The sequence below is a fragment of the Streptomyces sp. NPDC051105 genome, assembly GCF_040682795.1.
Classification (GTDB): domain Bacteria; phylum Actinomycetota; class Actinomycetes; order Streptomycetales; family Streptomycetaceae; genus Streptomyces.
Window position 1 is genome coordinate 220,753 of the sequence record NZ_JBFBBR010000014.1, and the last position, 19,223, is coordinate 239,975.

Annotated in this window: 16 protein-coding genes; 5 read left to right on the forward strand and 11 right to left on the reverse strand. The window is 68.7% G+C overall.

Annotated features, from left to right (window positions below; translation table 11 throughout):
• Positions 1-125 precede the first annotated feature (125 nt).
• Both AB0N16_RS30890 and AB0N16_RS30895 read left to right on the forward strand, forming a co-directional pair.
• Positions 126-854, forward strand: a complete 729-nt coding sequence (locus AB0N16_RS30890) for a histone-like nucleoid-structuring protein Lsr2 (protein WP_365802357.1) — start codon at positions 126-128, stop codon at positions 852-854.
• An 88-nt stretch (positions 855-942) separates the two neighbouring features.
• On the forward strand, positions 943-2,349 hold the full coding sequence (locus tag AB0N16_RS30895) for a DUF3987 domain-containing protein (protein WP_365802359.1): 1,407 nt from the start codon (positions 943-945) through the stop codon (positions 2,347-2,349).
• A gap of 105 nt (positions 2,350-2,454) precedes the next feature.
• On the opposite strand, the gene AB0N16_RS30900 is transcribed toward AB0N16_RS30895, so the two are convergent.
• The 4 genes from AB0N16_RS30900 to AB0N16_RS30915 form a co-directional block, all read right to left on the reverse strand.
• On the reverse strand, positions 2,455-3,003 hold the full coding sequence (locus AB0N16_RS30900) for a GNAT family N-acetyltransferase (RefSeq protein ID WP_358683624.1): 549 nt from the start codon (positions 3,001-3,003) through the stop codon (positions 2,455-2,457).
• A 779-nt stretch (positions 3,004-3,782) separates the two neighbouring features.
• Positions 3,783-4,613 carry a helix-turn-helix transcriptional regulator gene (locus tag AB0N16_RS30905; protein ID WP_365802361.1) on the reverse strand — a complete coding sequence of 277 codons (831 nt, stop codon included), beginning with the start codon at positions 4,611-4,613 and terminating at the stop codon, positions 3,783-3,785.
• Positions 4,610-5,134 (reverse strand): DUF6879 family protein, encoded by a 525-nt coding sequence (locus AB0N16_RS30910; protein WP_365802363.1) that lies wholly within the window; start codon positions 5,132-5,134, stop codon positions 4,610-4,612. Before AB0N16_RS30910 ends, AB0N16_RS30905 begins: the two co-directional genes overlap by 4 nt.
• Positions 5,118-5,309, reverse strand: a complete 192-nt coding sequence (locus tag AB0N16_RS30915) for a hypothetical protein (protein WP_030298065.1) — start codon at positions 5,307-5,309, stop codon at positions 5,118-5,120. The genes AB0N16_RS30910 and AB0N16_RS30915 overlap by 17 nt, the downstream gene beginning before the upstream one ends.
• A 545-nt stretch (positions 5,310-5,854) precedes the next feature.
• Here AB0N16_RS30915 and AB0N16_RS30920 point away from each other — a divergent pair.
• Entirely contained in the window at positions 5,855-6,220 is a 366-nt protein-coding gene (locus AB0N16_RS30920) for a four-helix bundle copper-binding protein (RefSeq protein WP_365802365.1), read from the forward strand.
• Between the two features lie 64 nt (positions 6,221-6,284).
• On the opposite strand, the gene AB0N16_RS30925 is transcribed toward AB0N16_RS30920, so the two are convergent.
• Complete coding sequence (locus AB0N16_RS30925) at positions 6,285-7,586, reverse strand: LCP family protein (protein ID WP_365802367.1); 1,302 nt, start codon at positions 7,584-7,586, stop codon at positions 6,285-6,287.
• Positions 7,587-7,705: 119 nt separating this feature from the next.
• Between AB0N16_RS30925 and AB0N16_RS30930 the strand changes: the two genes are divergently transcribed.
• The gene (locus AB0N16_RS30930; RefSeq protein WP_365802369.1) at positions 7,706-8,254 is read left to right on the forward strand and encodes an acyl-CoA thioesterase; all 549 of its coding nucleotides are present in this window, start codon (positions 7,706-7,708) and stop codon (positions 8,252-8,254) included.
• Positions 8,255-8,365: 111 nt separating this feature from the next.
• Here AB0N16_RS30930 and AB0N16_RS30935 read toward each other — a convergent pair whose 3' ends face one another.
• Positions 8,366-9,745 carry an LCP family protein gene (locus AB0N16_RS30935; protein ID WP_365802371.1) on the reverse strand — a complete coding sequence of 460 codons (1,380 nt, stop codon included), beginning with the start codon at positions 9,743-9,745 and terminating at the stop codon, positions 8,366-8,368.
• A gap of 249 nt (positions 9,746-9,994) precedes the next feature.
• Here AB0N16_RS30935 and AB0N16_RS30940 point away from each other — a divergent pair, with 249 nt between their 5' ends.
• Complete coding sequence (locus AB0N16_RS30940) at positions 9,995-11,029, forward strand: glycosyltransferase family 2 protein (protein ID WP_365802373.1); 1,035 nt, start codon at positions 9,995-9,997, stop codon at positions 11,027-11,029.
• 25 nt (positions 11,030-11,054) lie between these two features.
• Here AB0N16_RS30940 and AB0N16_RS30945 read toward each other — a convergent pair whose 3' ends face one another.
• From AB0N16_RS30945 to AB0N16_RS30965, 5 genes are all read right to left on the reverse strand, one after another.
• Positions 11,055-12,614, reverse strand: coding sequence for an LCP family protein (locus AB0N16_RS30945; protein WP_365802443.1), 1,560 nt, complete (start codon positions 12,612-12,614; stop codon positions 11,055-11,057).
• 233 nt (positions 12,615-12,847) lie between these two features.
• Positions 12,848-14,539 carry an LCP family protein gene (locus AB0N16_RS30950; RefSeq protein ID WP_365802375.1) on the reverse strand — a complete coding sequence of 564 codons (1,692 nt, stop codon included), beginning with the start codon at positions 14,537-14,539 and terminating at the stop codon, positions 12,848-12,850.
• 193 nt (positions 14,540-14,732) lie between these two features.
• The gene (locus AB0N16_RS30955; protein WP_365802377.1) at positions 14,733-16,457 is read right to left on the reverse strand and encodes an LCP family protein; all 1,725 of its coding nucleotides are present in this window, start codon (positions 16,455-16,457) and stop codon (positions 14,733-14,735) included.
• A gap of 242 nt (positions 16,458-16,699) precedes the next feature.
• Positions 16,700-17,824, reverse strand: a complete 1,125-nt coding sequence (locus AB0N16_RS30960; RefSeq protein WP_365802379.1) for an LCP family protein — start codon at positions 17,822-17,824, stop codon at positions 16,700-16,702.
• A gap of 597 nt (positions 17,825-18,421) precedes the next feature.
• Positions 18,422-19,177, reverse strand: coding sequence for a TIGR03089 family protein (locus tag AB0N16_RS30965; protein ID WP_365802381.1), 756 nt, complete (start codon positions 19,175-19,177; stop codon positions 18,422-18,424).
• Positions 19,178-19,223: the final 46 nt, after the last annotated feature.

Consider the following 19,223-nt stretch of genomic DNA (forward strand, 5'->3'; position numbering starts at 1 on the left):
CAGTTATTTGTTAGTTACCGTTCCGTGATAGGGGTGCGGAAGAGTAGAAGTCAAGCGAGGAGGCCGTCAGAGCAACGCTCCGGACACTCGCTGAGACTTCCGCCCTATCAAAGGAATGCAGCGCTATGCGTAAGACCGTTCTCATGCCCGTGGAAAGGGTTCTGTGCGACGCCCACATAGCGCGTGATGGCAGTGAGGAAGAAGCGGGAACGACTCTTACCTTGGGTGCGCACACGTGGGACCTCTGCCTTGAGCACGACATCCTGTTCGGCAGGTACCTGATGGACGCTCTTGGCGTGCCTGAGACTGCCAAGAGTGCGCCGGTTGAGCCCCTGCCGATTGTTGAGGCTGTCCCGGAGTCGGAGCCGGAGCCGGAGCCGGAAGCGGCACCCGTGGGGGAGCCTGACCCCGAGCCGGTCCCATCCGTGATGCTGGCCGGAGAGGTGCCCGGTTACTCGTGGGAAGACGCCAGAGAGGCCGTTCGGCGCATGGGCTATGAGGTGGTCGGCCGTGCCGATGACAGCACGGTCCTGCTGATCCTGGGTGAGGGTGGCGACCGGAATGCCACCAAGCTGCGCGACGCTTCCGAGCGTGGCATCCCTGTGATGGACGTCCGGAAACCGGGACGTTTCAAGTCGGCTGTTCGCTCGGGTGAGTTGGTCGGTGGCGACCCGCTTCCGGAGCCTGCCAAGGTCGCCCTCTCCGGGATGAGTGAGCGAGAGCGCAACCGTGCCGTACGAGCGTGGGCACGCGAGAACGGCTTCACCGTGCCTACCAAGGGCCGAATCCCGATGCATGTGCGCCATGCGTGGGAGCACCGGGACGCATCGGAGGGAAAAGCGGTCGCGGCCTGACCGCCGCTCCCACCGTGCCGGGCGCCGAGTGCGCCCGGCCTCCCCGGCCAGAAGCCACACAAGCAACCCTGTTCGAGATTGAGGCAGCATGAGCGCCCCCGTTCTGTACGGTCCCATCGGTCGCGCGGTCCGCAGGATCTCCCCGTTCCTGGAAGCGGACTCCTTGGGGGTGTATGTGGCCGCCCTCTCGATGTGGTCGGCCGCTATCGGTGGCTCGGTCAAGGTGTCTTCCCGTGGCCCCCGGCCCGTGCTGCTGTGGTCCGCTCTGGTGGCCGGTACGGGGCGCGGCAAGGGAACCGCGCTCCGGGCCGCTCATCATGTCTTGGACAAGGCCCTGGGCCGCTTCCTGGCCACACACACCACGTCCGGGATCACTTCCGGGGCGAGCATGGTGAACCACCTGTGGGAGCAGCAGGAAGCGACGGCCGAGACCGAGCATGGGCGGGACGTGCGGACTCTGGTGGTCGAAGAAGAGTGGTCGGAAGTGCTCCGCAGGGTGAAGCGGGATGCATCGTTCACGACCAAGCTGCGGACCGCGTGGGACGGTGCGACGCTCCGGAACACCACCAAGGATGAGGCGCAGGAAGTACGTGACCCCGCCATGGTTCTGCACTGTCACGTCACGCCCTCTGACTGGGCCAAGTACGTCGGGGAGTCGGAAGCGGCGGGTGGCTCGTACAACCGCATCCTTCCCTTCCTGCTCGGATCGGTGCCGCTCTTGGATGACGACCGGGTGAGCCTGCCCGAGGTGGACGGGCGAGAGCTGGCCGACGCTTACGGGTGGGCCACTGCCCGGCCGCGTGTGATCACGCTTGCGGAGGATGCCCGGCCGCTGTGGCGGATCGTGCGCCGATACGCCCGCATCCTGGGTGAGACCCTGCCCGAGGGACAGGCCGTGTTCATCGAGCGCACGGCAGAACAGACGCTCAGGGTTGCGGCCTGCCTGGCAGCGTCCGAGTGCTCGGAGACGGTCACTGAAGAGATGCTGTCGGCCGCCTTCAGCCTGGTGCGCCGGTCGGTCCAGGATGCCGTCCGGATCACCAAGGGGGCGACCTCTCCCAAGGTGAAGCGTCAGCCGCTCAGCCTTGAAGACAAGGTCCGGGCCCGGATCGAGATGCACGGCGGTCGGGCCACTTCCTCCCAGGTGCTCCCGTATGTGGGCGCCACGGCTGAAGCGGTTAAAGCACTGTCGGGAATCGTCGTTACTGTGGAACGGGCGGGTAAGAGTGGCCGACCGGCCACCGTTTTCACACTCCGCGGTGACACTTCCGGTGCCTCTGTGCCGCAGCCGGCCAGCACAGGCAGCGACAGGAACGAGGACACTTCCCGTCACGCAGAGGCGCAGCCGGCCAGCGCAGAGCGTGAGCAGAACCGTGCATGCGTCGTCCGCCTGGACGCCTACCGCCCGGCACCCAAGCAGGTTGCCGAGCCCGTGCAGGAACCGAAGCGGTCGGAACCGTCGGGCGACACGAATCCCTTCCTAGCGCTGCTCTAGCCATAGCAAATGGGCCCCGTCCGGATGGACGGGGCCTTCGGTGTTTCGACTACGCGAGTGGGCAAGCCAGTTCATATGTCACCCGAGCGTGCAGCAGACTCCCGATCAATCGGACGGCGTGAGCGAAGACCACACGCCGAACCACTGCTCGGCGCCCCACGCCTCGAACCGCTCCACCTCAGTGAACCCCAGCTTCGCCGCGAGGCGCATCGAGCTGGTGTTGGCAGTCTGGGTATAGAGCACCACCGGCTCACCGGGCAGGGCGGCAGCAAACCAGTCGAGTGCCGCTGTGCATGCCTCGGTGGCGTACCCGCGGCCCCACGCCTCCGGTAGGAACAAGTAGCCGAGTTCTGTCTCTCCGGCCTCCAGACGGCAGTTACTCGGACTCTCGGGGGCGTGCGGTTTGAGCTGGACCGTGCCGATCATTGCTCCGTCGAGCTCGACCACGAACCAGCCACGGCGCTGCCCGGGCACCTCGGGCACCGTGTGTTCAAGCTCGGCGCGTGGTTGAGGGCCACCAAGGTAGGCGTTCACCTCTGGCGAGGCGTTCAGCTCGATGACCGTCGCGCGGTCCCGGGCCTCCGACTCGCGGAGTACAAGCCGCTCGGTCTTGATCGGGGCAGGTGGCCACGCGAGGGGTCTGGGGTCAGCCATGCCAGCCAACCTAGCTAGCCGGATCGGAAGCGATCAAGACGCGCCGACCGATCAAGCCACTGGCTCGGGACTGGCTCTCGTATGACCCGGTAGAAGCAGGCTGGGAGTTCGGCCGCTTGCTGTCGCCCAGGGCACAAGCGTCCTGACCGATCCGGGCCCATGACTGACCGCCGCCGCCCGTACCGGGCGGAAGTTCCAGGTCCCCACAACTGCGGCAGGGCTCTACTCGGCGCGAACGACCATGGCGAACGAGGTCCTGATGCGTCGGAAACCGGCGTGACCGGAGCGGCCCGTGTGGCTCATGCACTCCACATCAACGGACGCCGACTCGGTGGAAGGTGTCGCCTTCCACTTGCAGTGCAGGCACTCAGCCTCGAAGGTCACGTCCGTATCCGGGTGCTCGGTGATCCTGTGCATCACGTATCGCATCGCCGTTCTGATGCTCACAGCCCGCCCCTACGGCTCCGCGCGTTGGCCTCAGCAACTCTGCTGCTCAGTCCATCGGGCGGCTGACGTGGCGGCGCTTCGTAGTCGGGACACTTCGGGCTGCCGCACTCCCACCGGGGCCAGCGCAAGGCCGAGTTGGGCGCCAAGTCCGCCCCCTCGGGGCCAGGGTCGCTCTTCTGCACCATGAGCACGCCGCCGACGCCGAACGCTCCGGTAAGACGGGAGAGAAACCGTCGGGCCTCACTGCTGCCCAGATGATCAGCCGCTTCGGTCCTATGTGCCCTGCTGTCGCTCACCATGGCCCCCATCTTCGGCGGGCCACGATCGCGCCTCTAGCCTGTTTCCTGTTCCCGCAAAAAGTCGTTGCGGATACCTTCGATCAGATCCCGCATTTCGTCGCCGGCCAGCGCGGCTCGCTCGAATCCTTCGAACTTATCGACGTAGAGACTCACATCTCGCGGGTCCGTAACGACGACTTCGGCATGGACGGTTTCAACTGTCACCATGCGGTCGTCACGGATGACGAAGGCATGATTTGCGATGTCGTGTTGCTGAACCCACAGAGGGACTATCCGGATGTCCACGTGGGAGAGTCGTGAAATTGAGACGATGCGATCAAGCTGAGCAGCCATCATCTGCGGTCGCACGATGCGCCAGCGCAGAACAGGTTCGGTGATGATGAACCGAAGCGACTTTGCGTTGTCGTAGAGAACCGCTTGCCGTTCGAGTCGCCCATTGATCGTTCGCGTGAGTGCGTCTTCACTCAGGTTGTGGCGTTGCAGAATGGCCCGGATGTACTCGGGAGTCTGGAGCAGGCCCGGAACGAGCGCGGGTTGAAACAGCCGCAGTACAGACATCTGGGCTTCCAGAGCCTTCGCGGCCTGCTGGCCCTTGTGGACCCCGATCCGCTTGAGCAGGCGCCACGCCGTCGCCTCCGTCGCTGACGCGCGTGCGGCTTCCGCGTACTCCGCCTTGACCTCGTCCGAGACACCGATGGCGGTCAGGATGCGCTCTACGTCCGTCGCGCTGGGTGCCAGCTTCGCATTCTCGATCTTGGACAGCTTGGACGGAGACATGAGGGCGCTGCGGGCCACCGCTTTGGCTTCCTTGCCGGATGCCACTCGCAGCGCCCGCAGCGCGGCTCCAAGCTGTGCTCTGTTCACGTCCCGTACTTGGCCCACCATTCGGTGAACGGTTCCGCGTGCGCGAGAGCCGCATCACGGTACCGTGTGAATTCCGCTGTTCGTTCCGGCGGTAGCACTTCCGAACCCAGGTACTTTCCGCTTCCGTCGTAGTTCATCACGGCCACGGATTCGGAGTCGAAGAACCAGAAATCCGGAACGTTCTGCAAGGGGTTGGGTTTGTCGGTGATGTCGAGGATGAAGAACTCTTCGCCCCCGCTCACGTTCTTGTGGTAGCCCCACCCGAGTTCGAACCTAAGATAGTCCGTGAGCGGGCGGGACAGGATATGGACCCGGTATACCCGCTTCCCCTTCTCGGTGTGCGAGCGTAGTTCTTTGACCCATCCCGCGTTGTAGTCGTCCGGCTGTGGCTCCCCGGCCAGGAATGCCTGGTAGGCGTCGACGCTCCCGGACCTGCTGTAGTCGTCCAGGGTCTCCAGCCGGAATGCCTCGCGCTCGAACGTGTCGAAGAGGTCGCCGAGGGTCCTAGATGAGGTTGTCACGGATGGCCTTCTGGATCAGTTCCATCGGGATCTCGACCAGGGTTTCGTGCGCGGGAATCTGAAGCCCGTGATCGGTCGGCGTCTCGCCCTGTACCAGCAGGGTGCCGCGATCCGTGGCGTAGATCGTCGGGCAGTCCTTGATGTCGCACGTGCTGACCAGCTTGGTGACCTTCATGGTCTGGGTTCCCCTCTCCCGTACCGCTGCCAGTTGCCCCGCATCTGGGTTGATGCTCCCGAGGGGTGGCGCACCGGTCAAGCGATCACGGTTGACGGAACGGGAAACCGCGTAACCTGCGCCCGGCCTGCTCGTATGCGGCGCGATTGGTGGTGGTGCCTCCAGCGCGCCTCCTGCCTGCGGAGACTGTTGACGATCATGGGGAAATGCTGGGGAGGCCCCCTCTGGGAGGGGTGTTCGTGCAGGCCAGAGCCGTATGGCCTGTAAAGCACGCAGATTTATGAGGGCACGAACCAGGTCCAGCGGATCGTGATGGCAAGGAACCTGCCGTAACGACAGGGGAGTTCAGCACTCCAGGACATGGAAAGGGCGCCCTGCGGGGCGCCTTTTTCGCGGCCGCTGCCGAGAGGTGTTCGTACAGGCCGGAGCCATATGGCCGACAAGCGTCCGGCTGTCGCCGAATGGCGCTACCGGAGGGTCGGGCTTAGGAACGAAGACGAACGGGGCCTGCCCCGGGCCCTACCCCCCTCTCCCCTGGAGGAGCCATGACCCAGACCGGACCCATGACCGCCATGAGCAAGCAGATGCAGGAGTGCGTCAACGCGTGCATGGCCACCCACACGATGTGCGAGGAGACCCTCAGCTCCTGCATGTCCATGGAGGGCGGCCCGACCCACATGAGGATCATGCGGGCGCTGATGGACTGCTCCGAGATGACCCGGATGTGCGCCGACATGATGATGCGGCGCTCGCCCCTGTCGGCCGAGATGTGCGCGATGTGCGCCAGGGCCTGTGACATGTGCGCCGAGGCGTGTATGTCCATGCCGGACGACCCGCAGATGAAGCGCTGCGCCGACGCGTGTCGCCGCTGCGCCGAGATGTGCCGCTCGATGGCCGGCGCGGCCATGTGACACCCCGCTGAGACGGCGCCAGGGGCACCCCGGCGGGGTGCCCCTGAACCGCGTACGACCGCTCTCAGCTGCCGGTGACGGTGACCTTCTGGTCGTTCTTCAGCTCGTCGACCAGCGTCTTGACCTTCGCCTTGTCCCAGACGAGGTTGCCGCCCGTGGAACCGGAGACCGGCATGTTCATCGAGGTGCCGTCGCCGCCGCTGACGCCCTTCATCGCGAAGAACATCGAGGCCAGGTCCCACAGGCTCATGTCCTTGTCGACGGTGAGGGAGTCCAGGCCCGCGCCGAGGGTGGGGTAGAGCTTGAAGGGGTTCAGGATCGTCGACGGGGTGGCCACCTGGTGGGCCAGTGCCGCCAGGAACTTCTGCTGGTTCTTGGTGCGCTGCAGGTCGGACGCGGCGAAGGCGTGCCGGGTGCGGACGAATGCGAGGGCCTCCTCGCCGTTCAGGGTCTGCTTGCCCGCCTTGAAGTTCGCGCCCGAGTAGCTGTCCTTGAAGCCCTTGTCGATGTCGATCGTGACACCGCCGACCGCGTCCACGATGTCCGCGAAGCCGGCGAAGCCGATCTCCACGTAGTGGTCGATGTGCAGACCGGTGTTGAACTCGACCGTGCGGACGAGGAGGGTCGGGCCGTCCTCGGCGTAGGCCGCGTTCAGCTTCGTGTGCCGGCCGGTGCCCTGGTAGACCTTGCCGGACGTCGACCCCTTGTACGAGGGGATCTCCACGTCCGAGTCGCGGGGGAGGGAGATCAGGGTGTCGCCGTTGTCGCCGACGTGCAGGATCATCATCGAGTCCGTGCGCTGGCCCTCGGCCGACCCCGTGTGCAGCTTCTTCTTCTCCTCGGCCGACATGCCCTTGCGGCTGTCGGAACCGACGATCAGGTAGTTGGTGCCCTTGCCGGCGTCGGGACGGTCGATGACCTTCGACAGGTCGACGTCCCGGTGCAGCTTGGAGTCGGCCCAGAAGTAGGTCGCGACGGATGTGACGATCAGCACGCTCACGACGACGATCGCCGTCCACTTGATCCGCTTGCGCCAGTTCGGAGCCGGACGCGGGCCGCGCTCACGGGTGCCGCCGGGTCCCCCGCCCCCGGGGCCGCCGCCGTAGACCTGGCCGGTGTTGTAGCCGTTGTCGTAACCGCTGTCGTACCCGGAGCCGTCGTCGTACCCGTTGCCGTAGGCCGGCTGCTGCGGGACGCCGGCGTAGCCGCCGCCCCCTTGCTGCGGCGCACCGTACGGCGGCGCCGACGGTTCCCCGCGTCGTACCTGGCGCATCACGCGGGCGCCCTCAGGCTGCGCGCTGGCGCTACCGCGTCCGTACCGGTTGCCGCGGTTGTCGTTCGACCGTCCCTCGGGCCATTCGTTCATGGGCCCCAGTGTGCAGGCAGCGGCAGTGCCTCTTACAAGGGTCGTAGGAAAATCAGGGCACCGCTGTTGCGAACCCGACACAAATTCCGCGATTGTCCCTTCCGCATAAGGTGGGGGCCATGACAGACCAGGCCCCCGAGGCGGAATCCGATATACCCGGCAAGCCGACGTCCGCGTCCCGGACCACGCTGAGCCACATCATGACCCACAACGACACCAACCTCCTCGGGACGGTGCACGGCGGCGTGATCATGAAGCTCGTCGACGACGCGGCGGGCGCGGTCGCCGGCCGCCACTCGGGCGGTCCCGCCGTCACGGCGTCCATGGACGAGATGGTGTTCCTGGAGCCGGTCCGGGTCGGCGACCTGGTCCATGTCAAGGCGCAGGTCAACTGGACCGGCCGGACGTCCATGGAGGTGGGCGTGCGGGTCCTGGCCGAGCGCTGGAACGAATCGAACCCGGCCACCCAGGTCGGCTCGGCCTACCTGGTCTTCGCGGCGGTCGACGCCGACGGCAAGCCGCGCCGGGTACCGCCGGTGATACCGGAGACCGACCGGGACCGGCGGCGCAATCAGGAGGCCCAGATCAGGCGCACGCACCGGCTGGCGCGCAGGCGGGAGATCCGCGAGCTGCGCGAGCGCAGGGTAGCGGAGGGTTTCGACGACTAGCGCGGGGCCGCGCGGGCCCGCCGGTCGGCCGCGGGCCCGTGGGGGCTTGTCGCGCAGTTCCCCGCGCCCCTGAAAGCAGGGGCGCGGGGGCCCGCAGCCGAGACACGAGCCTCAGCACACCGTCTCGTCTCCCCGGATCACAGAGGCTTCCCCCTGGGCGGGGGCCTCGGCCCGTACCTTCCGGACATTCGCCGGCCCCTTGAAGTCCGCCCCGGTCGTCACCCGCAGCACCGGGCCCATCCCCTTGACCGCCCGCAGCTCGCTCCCGGGCAGCGCCGCCGCGAGCGACCGGGCCGAGCGGTCCCACCGGGGGTCGTAGGAGATCACCGTCCGCCGCACGTCGTGCCGGGCGCCGGTGACCGGCTGATGGTTCGTCGCGAACCCCGCCGCCGCCAGTGCCGCGTCCATCCGCCGGCCGAGCCCCGCCGTCCCCGTGCCGTTCTCCACCTGCACACGGATCTGTGCCGGCGCCACCTCCACGGTCACCGGCACCGGCCCGGCGGGCCGCTTGGGTGCCGGCGGTGCCAGCGGCCTGTCGTCGCGCAGGGACTGGAACAGCTGGTCCGACTTGGCCTGGTCCCACTTCAGCGTCGAGCCGATGCCCTTCACGGGGTACGCGATCTGCCCGATGGGGACGGTCGTGAACTCGGACGAGGACGGGGAGAAGTTCCGCATCGCCCGGCCGAGGTCCAGCAACTCGTCCGTGCCGAAGCCCATGTCGGCCCGTACGGAGCCCAGGACCGCCCGTGTCACGTCCCGGAACCTGATCGGGTTCAGCAGCACCCCCGACGACGACACCCGCTCGATCAGCGCGGCCAGGAACCGCTGCTGCCGTTTCATCCGGCCGAGGTCGCTCGCCCCGTCGACGTGCCGGGCGCGGACGTACTGCAGGGCCTGGCCGCCGTTCAGCCTGTGTGTGCCGGAGGAGAGGTCGAGGCCGGTGTAGGAGTCCTTCAGCGGCGCGGGCGTGCAGATCCGGACCCCGCCGAGCACGTCGACGGTCCGCATGAACGTGATGAAGTCGACCTCCAGATAGTGGTCGATCTTCAGATGGGTCAGGTCCTCGACCGTGCGGACGGTCAGCTGCGGGCCGCCCTCCGCGTAGGCCGCGTTCAGCTTGATGGGATGGGCGCTGTGCGTCCGGCCCGTCGTCTCGTCGACGTGCTGCGGGACCTCGGCGTACGAGTCGCGCGGCAGGCTGACGACCGTCGCCCGCTCCCGGTCCGGCGAGATGTGCACGATCATGATCGTGTCCGTGCAGTGGCAGGGCGCACCGCCCAGCCGGTACCGGCGCCGCTCCTTCTCCGTGATCTTGTCGCGGCCGTCGGTACCGACCAGCAGGACGTTCATGCCGTGCCCCGGGGCGGGACGGTTCTTCATGTCCTTGAACGGGTCGACCCGGGCGATGTCCGCGTCCAGACTGGCCATCACCGAGTGTCCGATCCCGGCCGACGCCAGCACCACCACCGAGAGTGTGGTCACGGCCCGCATGGCCCAGCGCGGCCGCCGGGGCCTCGTGGGTCGTACCGGCGGCCGCGGGGCCTGACGGGTGGGCTGCGGTCGACGCTGCGGCGGGGCGGGCCGGGCGGGGGACCGGGGCGGGCTGGCGGCCAAAGGACACCTCCGGACGAGGCCGTACGTGGGATCCGTGAGCACCGTAGGCCGATACGACCTTCAGCCCGCGGCTTGGCCCCGGCGGCGCGCACCGGTGTCCCCCGTTCGCGGTAACGTGATCCCCCTATGAACGCCAAGCCCGACGTGCGGCACCCCGCGGTTTCTGTGATCATGCCCGTCCTCGACGAGGAGCGGCATCTGCGTGGGGCCGTCCAAGCGATCCTCGCGCAGGAGTACGCCGGCGAGCTGGAGGTCGTCATCGCCCTCGGTCCGTCCACGGACCGCACGGACGAGATCGCGGCGCAGCTCGTGGCAGACGACCCCCGCGTGCACACCGTCCCGAACCCGACCGGGCGCACCCCGGCCGCGCTGAACGCCGCGATCAAGGCCTCCCGGCATCCGATCGTGGTGCGCGTGGACGGCCACGGCATGCTCTCCCCGAACTACATCGCGACCGCCGTACGGCTGCTCGAGGAGACCGGCGCCCAGAACGTCGGCGGCATCATGCACGCCGAGGGCGAGAACGCCTGGGAGCACGCGGTCGCGGCGGCCATGACCTCGAAGATCGGCGTCGGCAACGCCGCCTTCCACACGGGTGGCGAGGCCGGCCCCGCCGAGACCGTCTATCTCGGTGTCTTCCGCCGCGAGGCCCTGGAGCAACAGGGCGGCTACAACGAGGAGTTCATCCGCGCCCAGGACTGGGAGCTGAACTTCCGGATCCGCGAGGCCGGCGGCCTGATCTGGTTCTCGCCGGAGCTGAAGGTGTCGTACCGGCCGCGGCCGTCGGTGAAGGCCCTCGCCAAGCAGTACAAGGACTACGGTCGTTGGCGGCACGTCGTCGCCCGCTACCACGAGGGCTCCATCAACCTGCGCTACCTCGCCCCGCCGGTGGCGGTGTGCGCGATAGCCGCCGGGATGGTCGTCGGGGCCCTGGTGACCCCGTTCGCTTTCGTGGTCCCGGGCGGTTATCTCGCGGCGATCGCCGCCGGGTCCGTCCCGGCCGGCAAGGGGCTGCCGCTCAAGGCGCGGCTGCAGATCCCGCTCGCCCTCGCCACCATGCACATGTCGTGGGGGTATGGCTTCCTGACCAGCCCCAGGTCCCTGGCGAAGCGGGTCATCGCGTCCCGCCGTCCCGCGGTGCTCAGCTCTTCCTCCAGCTGAGCACCTGCCGTCGGCGCGGCCCGGACTACCAGGTGTAGTCCGGGTCGACGTGCATGCACGCCTTGGTGTCCGCGGCGTTGAGGGCGCTCGCCGAGGCCGGGGTGGTGTCATCGTCGCCGGCGGTGTACTTCGTGCCCGAGCGCCAGTCCGCGCCCACCACCAGCGTGACCCCGTCGACGTCCGCGGACTTCTTCACCTGGTCGGCCGGGACGTCCAGCGCCTTCGCGACCCGCTGGGCGTCGCCCGCCAGGTCGGCGCTCGGATAGCGCACCAGCGTCCGGTCCTCGCTCAGCAGTGCCGAGGAGTCGGCCGCGGCCCTGGTGAAGCCCTTGGCGACCAGCAGCTCGGCGACCGCGGCGGCCCGGCCGGTGACGGCGGACTCCGTGCTGCCGCTGGTGCCGTTCTGCACCTGTACGGCGATCCGGTCGTCGGCCGCCGCCTTGTCGGTGACCTCGGTCGTGGTCGTCGTCTTCTTCTTGTCCTTGCCGTCGAGGGCGATGTCCTCGCGGACCAGCCGCCACAGCTTGGCCGCGTCGGTGGGCTTGGGCAGGACGCGGTTGCCGTCCGAGGAGTACACCCACGGCATGGTCGTCATGGTGATGCGCTCGGTGGGGACCTTCTTCAGCTCCTTGCTCAGGTCGTAGAGCTTGGTGACGGTGCCGAGGCCGTCGTCCACCGTCAGTGCCTTGGTGGCCGTCTCGGCGAGCTTGAGGAGCTTGTCGGGGTTGCTGAGGGTCGCGTTGGAGCGCAGCTGGCGGACCATCGAGTTCATGTACATGTGCTGCGCCTTGGTGCGGGCGATGTCGCTGCCGTCCTCGAAGCCGTACCGGGTGCGCAGCCACTGCAGGGCCTGCTCGCCCTTGACGGAGGTGGTGCCCTTCGTCAGCTTCAGGCCCGAGCCGTGTCCCGTCGAGGTGTGCGAGTAGATGTTGGCGTCCACGCAGACCGGCACCCCGCCGATCGCGTCCGCCATGGACACCACGCCCGAGAAGTCGACCATCATGAAGTGGTCGATGTGGATGTCGGTGAGCTTCTCCCAGGTGGCCACCGTGCAGCCGGGGCCGCCGTGCTCCAGGGAGGCGTTGGTCATGGTGCCGGAGGTCGCCGCGTAGACCTTGCCGGTGTCGGTGTCCGTGCACCTGGGGATGGAGACCAGGGTGTCGCGGGGCATCGAGACCACCGACATGTTGGTGCGGTCGGCCGAGACGTGCAGCAGCATCTGTACGTCGGCACGGGCGGCGGTGCCGATGTCCTTGGCGCCGCCCAGCTTCTGGTTCTCCGCGGTGTCCCGGGCGTCGGAGCCGATGAGCAGGATGTTCAGGGGCGTCTGCCCGGCCGCGTTCGCCTTCGACGCGGCCGCGCGGTCCTTGGAGTCCCCGATGTTCAGGGACTCCTTCTTGAGGTTGCCGTTGAGGTGCTCGTAGTACAGGTATCCGGCGGTGGCGGTGCCGGCTATCGCCAGGGCCACGACCGAGGCCGACCAGCGCAGCACCCGGCGTCTGCGCCGCCCGCGGTCACCGTCCGTCCCGCCGCCGCGCCGTCTGCCACCGTGCCGACCGCCACCGTCCTGGGGCGTCAGGGTCATCGTGTCGTCGACCACGGCCACGTCGGACACCTCCCCTCGCACATTGCCGCGCACCAACCGCCCGCCCTCCCGCTCGCCACTGCCGCCGCACCCGACTCCCGGGCACCTGGGCACCTGGGCACGGCGGCAGTGTCATGCAGTCGTTTAGGAGTTGCCTGTGCTTACCTGTGCGGTTCTGTGTGTGAGGGGATCGTGCCGCCTGTAATGACCTTGTATGGGACCGGGCGCGCGGGCTACCACCGATAGGGCGCGTACACGTCCATGCACTGCTTGGTGTCCGAGCCGTTGATCGCGTCGGCGTTGTCCGGCAGGTCACCGGCCTTCGGCACGGACTGCTTGGGGTACGCCGTCCCGTCCCGCCAGTCGGCGCCGACGACGAGCGTGACGCCCGACACATCGGTGGTCTGCTTCACCTGACCGACCGGGATCCCCAGCGCCTTGGCGACCGCCTGGGCGTCGCCCTGCAGGTCCGCGCTCGGATACTCCACGACCGTCTTCTCCACGGACTCGGTGGCCGACGAGGTGTCCGCCGCCGCCCTGGCGTAGCCCTTGGTGCCGAGTTCCGTGGCCATCGCCCGGGCCCGGCCGGAGACCGCGGCCTCGGTGGCGCTCCCGGTGGCGTTCCGCACCAGCACCCCGAGTTGGCCGGCGGAGACGGAGGGCGCCTTGGTCGCCGCGGCGGTCGCCGTGGGCCTCTTGCTCTCCTTGGCGGCGCCGTTCTTGTCGAACGCCACGTCGTCGCGGAGCATCTGCCACATCTTGTCGGCGTTGGCGGTGTCCGGCACGAGGTGGTCTTTGTTCTGCGGGTCCTGGACGTTCGGCATCGTGAGCGAGGTGATGCGGTCCGTCGGCACCGACTTGAGCTGCATGCCCAGGTCGTAGAGCTTCTTCGGGGTGCCGATCTCCTCGGAGACCGTCAGCGACTTGGTGGCAGCCTCGGCCAGGTCCATCAGCCTGCCGGTGTCGGTGAAGACGTTCTGCCCCTTCAGCGTGCGGATCATCGAGTTGAGGTACATGTGCTGGGCCTTGGCCCGCAGCGGGTCACTGCCCCAGGCGTGCCGGGTGCGCAGCCACTGCAGGGCCTGCTCGCCCTGCACCTTGTGCGTGCCGGCCGTCATCTTCAGCCCGGAGCCGCCGGACACCGCGGCCGTCGGCCGGTCCCACACGTTCTGCTTCACACAGACGTCGACGCCGCCGATGGCGTCCGCCATGTTCACCACGCCCGCGAAGTCGATCGTGATCCAGTGGTCGATGTAGACCCCGGTGAGGTTCTCCCAGGTGGCCAGCGTGCAGCCGGCGCCGCCCCGGGCCAGCGACTCGTTGATGATGGTGTTGGTCGCCGGGTACACCTTGCCGGTGTCCGGGTCCGTGCACTTGGGGATGTCGACGCGGGTGTCCCGGGGGATGCTCACCATCGCCGCGCTCTTCCGGTCCGCCGACAGGTGGATCAGCATCTGTACGTCGCCGAGCGGCGGGCTGCCCCGGTCGTACTTGGCGCCGCCGAGCTTCACGTTCTCGTCGGAGTTACGGCTGTCGGAGCCGATCAGCAGGATGTTCAGCGGCGTCTGACCGGCCGCGTTGGCCGCGGTCTTCCGCGCCTTGGCGTCGCCGATGTCGCGCTCGCCCTTGTGGATGTTGCCGTTCAGGTGCTGGTAGTAGAGGTAACCGGCACCGGCCGTACCGAGGATCACCACCGACAGCGCGGTCGCCGACCAGCGCAACGCGCGCCGTCGGCGGCTGCCCCGGCCGCCGTTCGAGCCGTGCGACCCGTTCGGGCCGTTCGAGCCGCGCGACCCGGTCGGGCCGTTCGGGCTGCCCTTGCGACGGCCGCCGCCCGCACCGCCGGGCGCCCCGGCTACCTTCGGTGCGAGGGACATCGTGTCCTCGACCGCGGGCTTCTCCCCCCGTACATCGCTCTGCGTCAACGCCCCGCCCTCCCCGCCCTGCGCTCTGCGCGCACCGGCCCGCCGCCGACGCCCCCCATCGGACGCTTCACGGACCACACGGGTCCGCCCCGCGCCCGGTTAGACGCATGACGGACCCATAGGGTTACCTGCTTATTCGCTGTGACTTGGTGTCATGGGGGAGCAACTCCCCGCTACCGCACGCCGCTTGTCGCTACTTGGCGCAGGTCACCTTGTCCGCGGTGGTCTTGCTGTCCACGTCCGGCGCCTTTGTCGGAGTGGTGAGGGGCACCCCCGCCCCCTGGAAGTCCTTGCCCAGCGTGAGGGTCATCGCGGGCAGTCCCTGGGAGTTGGTCACGCTCTTGCCGGGCTTCAGCGCCGAACCGGACAGCCCCATGATGCTGGCCAGTTCACGCGCCTGGGCGGCCTGGTCGGGGGCGTACTCCAGGGTGGTCTTGCTGAGCTTGGCGTCCGCGTTGCCGGCGTTCTCCGACTTGAGGACGCCCTCGTCGTTCTGCAGCCAGTTGAGGGCCTTCTGGGCGCTGCCGTCCGCGGCCCCGCCGTTGAGGATCCGCACCCGCACCTCGGAGGCCGCGGACTTGCTGCCCTCCAGGCGGGCGGCCGCCGCGTCCTTGCTGGCCTTCGCCTGCTTCTTCTTGACGTCGGTGAAGGAGACGTCGTCCTTGATGGCCTGGAACACCGGCGGGGCCTTCGTGTCGTTGAGCACGACGGTCGCCTTGACCTTCTCGGCCGGGTTGTCGATGACCGGGATGGTGGTGAAGGTCAGGTTCTTCGGGTTGAGCTTGCCGAGCTCCAGACCCAGGTCCTTCAGCTTGCCGATGCTGTCCAGCTTGGAGTCGACGGTCAGCGCCTTGGTGCCGACCTCGGCCAGCTTCAGCAGCTTGGTCGGGCTGGTGAGCGTCGAGTTGGAGCTGAGCTTGCGCATCAGCGCGCTCAGGAACTGCTGTTGGAGCTGGATCCGGCTCAGGTCACCGCCGAAGCCGACCGAGTGCCGGGTGCGCACGAAGGCCAGCGCGGTCTCGCCGGAGATGTTGTGGGTGCCCTTGGACAGCTTCAGATGCGAGTCCGAGTCGTCGATGTCCTTGGCCAGACAGACCTCGACCCCGCCGACCGCGTCGGTCAGCGTCTTGACCGCGTTGAAGTCGGCCACCATGAAGTTGTCGGCCTGGATTCCGGTCAGCTCGGTCACCGTGCGCACCGTGCAGCTGGGGGTACGGCCGTCCTGGCCGAGGCTGGTGTTGAACCGGACGCTCTCGGAGCCCGGGATGACCTTCTGCGTCCCGTCCTCCTGCGTCGTCTGACAGTCAGGTACGTCGACGATGAGGTCACGCGGAATGCTCAGCGCGGTGGCGTTCGAGCGGTCCTTGGAGATGTGCAGCAGAATCGTGGTGTCGGCGTGCCCGACGCTGCCCGCGTCGCCGTACCCCTCGTTGCCGCTGCCGGTGCGCTTGTCGGTGCCGATCACCAGCAGGTTGATCGCCTTGTCCTTGCTGAAGCCACCGGTGCTCGCGCCGTCGTCGGAGACGGACGTGATGTTGTCGTTGAGGTGCTTCACATACAGATAGCCGGCGGCCGAGACGGCGACGAGGATGAAGGCCATCGACCCGCCGGTCCACAACAGTGCCTTCTTGGCAGTCGACTTCTTCTTCACCGGCCGCCGTGAACGCCGCCCGGCCGGCGGCTCGGGCTCACCGCGCCGCCTGCGCTGCCCCGGAAGCTGCGCCGGAACCTCCCGGCCCGCCGTCTCCCGTGGCGCGTCCGTGCCGGCGCGCGACGAAGTCGGCCGGCGCGGTCCGGGTACCGACGACTGCGGTGCGGAAGGTGTCAGTCGCAGTTCGTATTCGCCGGTGCTCGGATTGAGTACCCACTGGTCTGCGGGATCGATGTTGTCCGCCCGCCCACGGCCTTGCGCGTCCACGGTTGTCCGATCCTCCGTCGGGGCCACGCGGCGCCTTTCCCCCCATCAAGGCGCTCGGTCACGGTTAACAGTGCACGACCCCAGGACGGACCTCGCGGCCGGCTGCACCGGAGGGCTCACACTATCCGTCCAGTTCAGCGTCAAGTGACGCCAGTGACAAATTAGTCATCCCTACAACCGGGCAATCCATCTCATTTAACTGACAACGAACAACGCGGAAGTTCGCCGCCTTGGCTGGTGCTTTACCCGCAACTGTCCTCGGCGGCGGTGTTCCCGCGGAACCCGGGCGCCTCGGAGCTGTCGGAAGAGGGGGCGTTCTTCTTGGTCACCGGCACCGGTCTGTCGGCCCGCAGCAGTGCGAAAAGCGTGTCCGCCCTGCCCTCCACGAGCTGGTCACGATTGGAGTCGTACACATACGGCTCCCTCGGGACGGTGAGGAACTGCACCTGTTCGGTGGGGATGTCACGCAGCCCGCGGACGAGCTGGTACAAACCCCGCAGACTGGCCAGCTCCGGGTCGGTGGTGAGCGCGGAGGTGGCCGCGTCCAGCAGCGGATAGAGCTTCGCCGGGTTCAGCAGTACGTCACTGCCCCGCACCTTGCCGACAAGCGCCCCCAGGAACAGCTGCTGCCGCTCCATCCGCTCGGTGTCGCTGCCGTTGCCGAGCGACTTGCGCGCCCGCACGTACCCCAGCGCCTGCTCCCCGTCGAGGGTGACCCGTCCGGCGGGCAGCCGCAGTTTGGCGGCCTTGTCGTTGATCGGTTCCTTCAGGCAGACCTGCACCCCGTCGATCGAGTCGACCATGTCCTTGAACCCGCTGAAGTCGACGACGACGTGATGGTCGATCCGGATGTCCGTGAGCTTCTCGACGGTACGGATGGTGCAGGCCGAACCCCCGACCTCGAAGGCCGAGTTGAACAGCGTGAACGAGGGCTCGCTGCGGCGGCCGTCGTTCCGCAGGCAGCTCGGCACGTGCACCATGAGGTCCCGGGGGATGGACACCGCGGTGGCGCTGCGCCGGTCGGCGGCGAGGTGCAGCAGGATCGTGGTGTCGGACCGCTCGGTGCCCAGGTCCTTGCCGTAGCGGCGGTTCCCGTCCCCCGCCCGGGTGTCCGACCCGATGAGGAGGATGTTCTGCGCGTCCCGCACCAGGGCGGTGGGCCGTTCTCGCTCGTAGCGGGCCAGCTCGGCGGCGGCCGCCTCGTCGGGGGTGATGTTGTCGCTGAGCCGGTCGTAGACCACCCAGCCGCAGGCGAGGGTGCCGACGGCGAGCAGCCCGGCGACGAGCGCCGTACCCCGTATCCAACGACGCCGCCGACGCCGGGCAATGCCGTCCCCGGTCGCGGTAGCCCCTCCGGCATCGGTCACTCCTCCAGAGTGCCTGGGGGTGGGGGCGGGGGCGGCGGCAACTACTCCACAAGGGTGAACGGACCTACCTGGGGGCACGAGCCGCGGCGCCGCGCGGCTCCACCGCGCAGCCGCGAACGGCCCCCACCGGCCCGCGCTCGGCGGGTGGTCTCGCTGCTCCGCCCCGGCGGGCGGTCTGGCCGGTCCGTGGCCGGCGGGTGGTCTCGCCGGTCTGTGGTCGGCGGGCGGTCTCGCCGGTCTGTGGTCGGCGGGCGGTCTCGCCGGTCCGGCCTCACCGGTCCGCGCTCGGCGGGTGGTCTGGCCGGTCTGTGGTCGGCGGGTGGTCTCGCCGGTCCGTGGTCGGCGGGTGGTCTCGCCGGTCCGGCCTCACCGGTCCGCGCTCGGCGGGTGGTCTCGCCGGTCTGTGGTCGGCGACCGGTCTCGCCGGTCCGGCCTCACCGGCCCGCGCTCGGCGGGCGGTCTGGCCGGTCTGTGGTCGGCGGGTGGTCTCGCCGGTCCGGCCTCACCGGTCCGTGCTCGGTGACCGGCCTCGCCGGTCCGGCCTAACCGGTCCGCGCTCGGCCGGCGGTCTCGCCGGTCCGCCCCCGGCGAGTGGTCTCATCGAACCGTCGCGGTCACCCGCTCGCTCTCGATCCGCTTGGCGATGCCTTCCTCGCCCAGTTCCTTCAGGTGCCGGCACAGCACCACGGAACCCCCGACCGCGAGCGGCGCGTACAGACCCGCGTTCAGCCCCTCCCATGTGTCGAACCCCAGGCCCGACAGCAGCCGCGACCCGGGCCCGGTCAGATCCAGCCCCGGTGCGTCCCCGAGCGCCCGCTCCACGACCTCGGCCCCGCTCATCTCCGCGCCGGCCACGATCAGCGCGGGCTCGTCCGGATCGACGGGCGAGAACGGAGCGAACCGGTCTCCCTGGCTCGGCACCTCCACCGCGTAGTCGGCGAACCCGTCCGGGACCGCCGGGAAACGCCCGCCCAGCGGCCGTAGCGCGAGAGCGACCCGCTCCCCGCGGCAGGCCCGGGCCGCCTCCAGCGAGTCCGGGCCGCTCACCACCACGTCGGCCGCCGCCGGGTCCCCGGCCACGTCGGCGATCACGCCCACCGACGAACAGGCGAGCAGCCACACCGCCGTCTGCCAGTGCGCGGGCAGCAGCAGGGCCACCCGGTCGCCCGGCTGTGCCGCGAGGTCGCCCTGGAGCAGGTTCGCCGTCTTGGCCACCCAATTGGCGAAGGTGGCCACGGACAATTCGACGCGTTCGCCCGTGGCGTCGTCGTAGAAGGTCACCAGGGGGCGTCCGGGATCCGCGGCGAGCGCGGAACGCAGCAGGTCGGCAGGGGTGCGATCGGTGGCGTTCACCCGGGAAAGCGTACGCCGCGACCGGCGCCCGCACCGACCGGCGGGG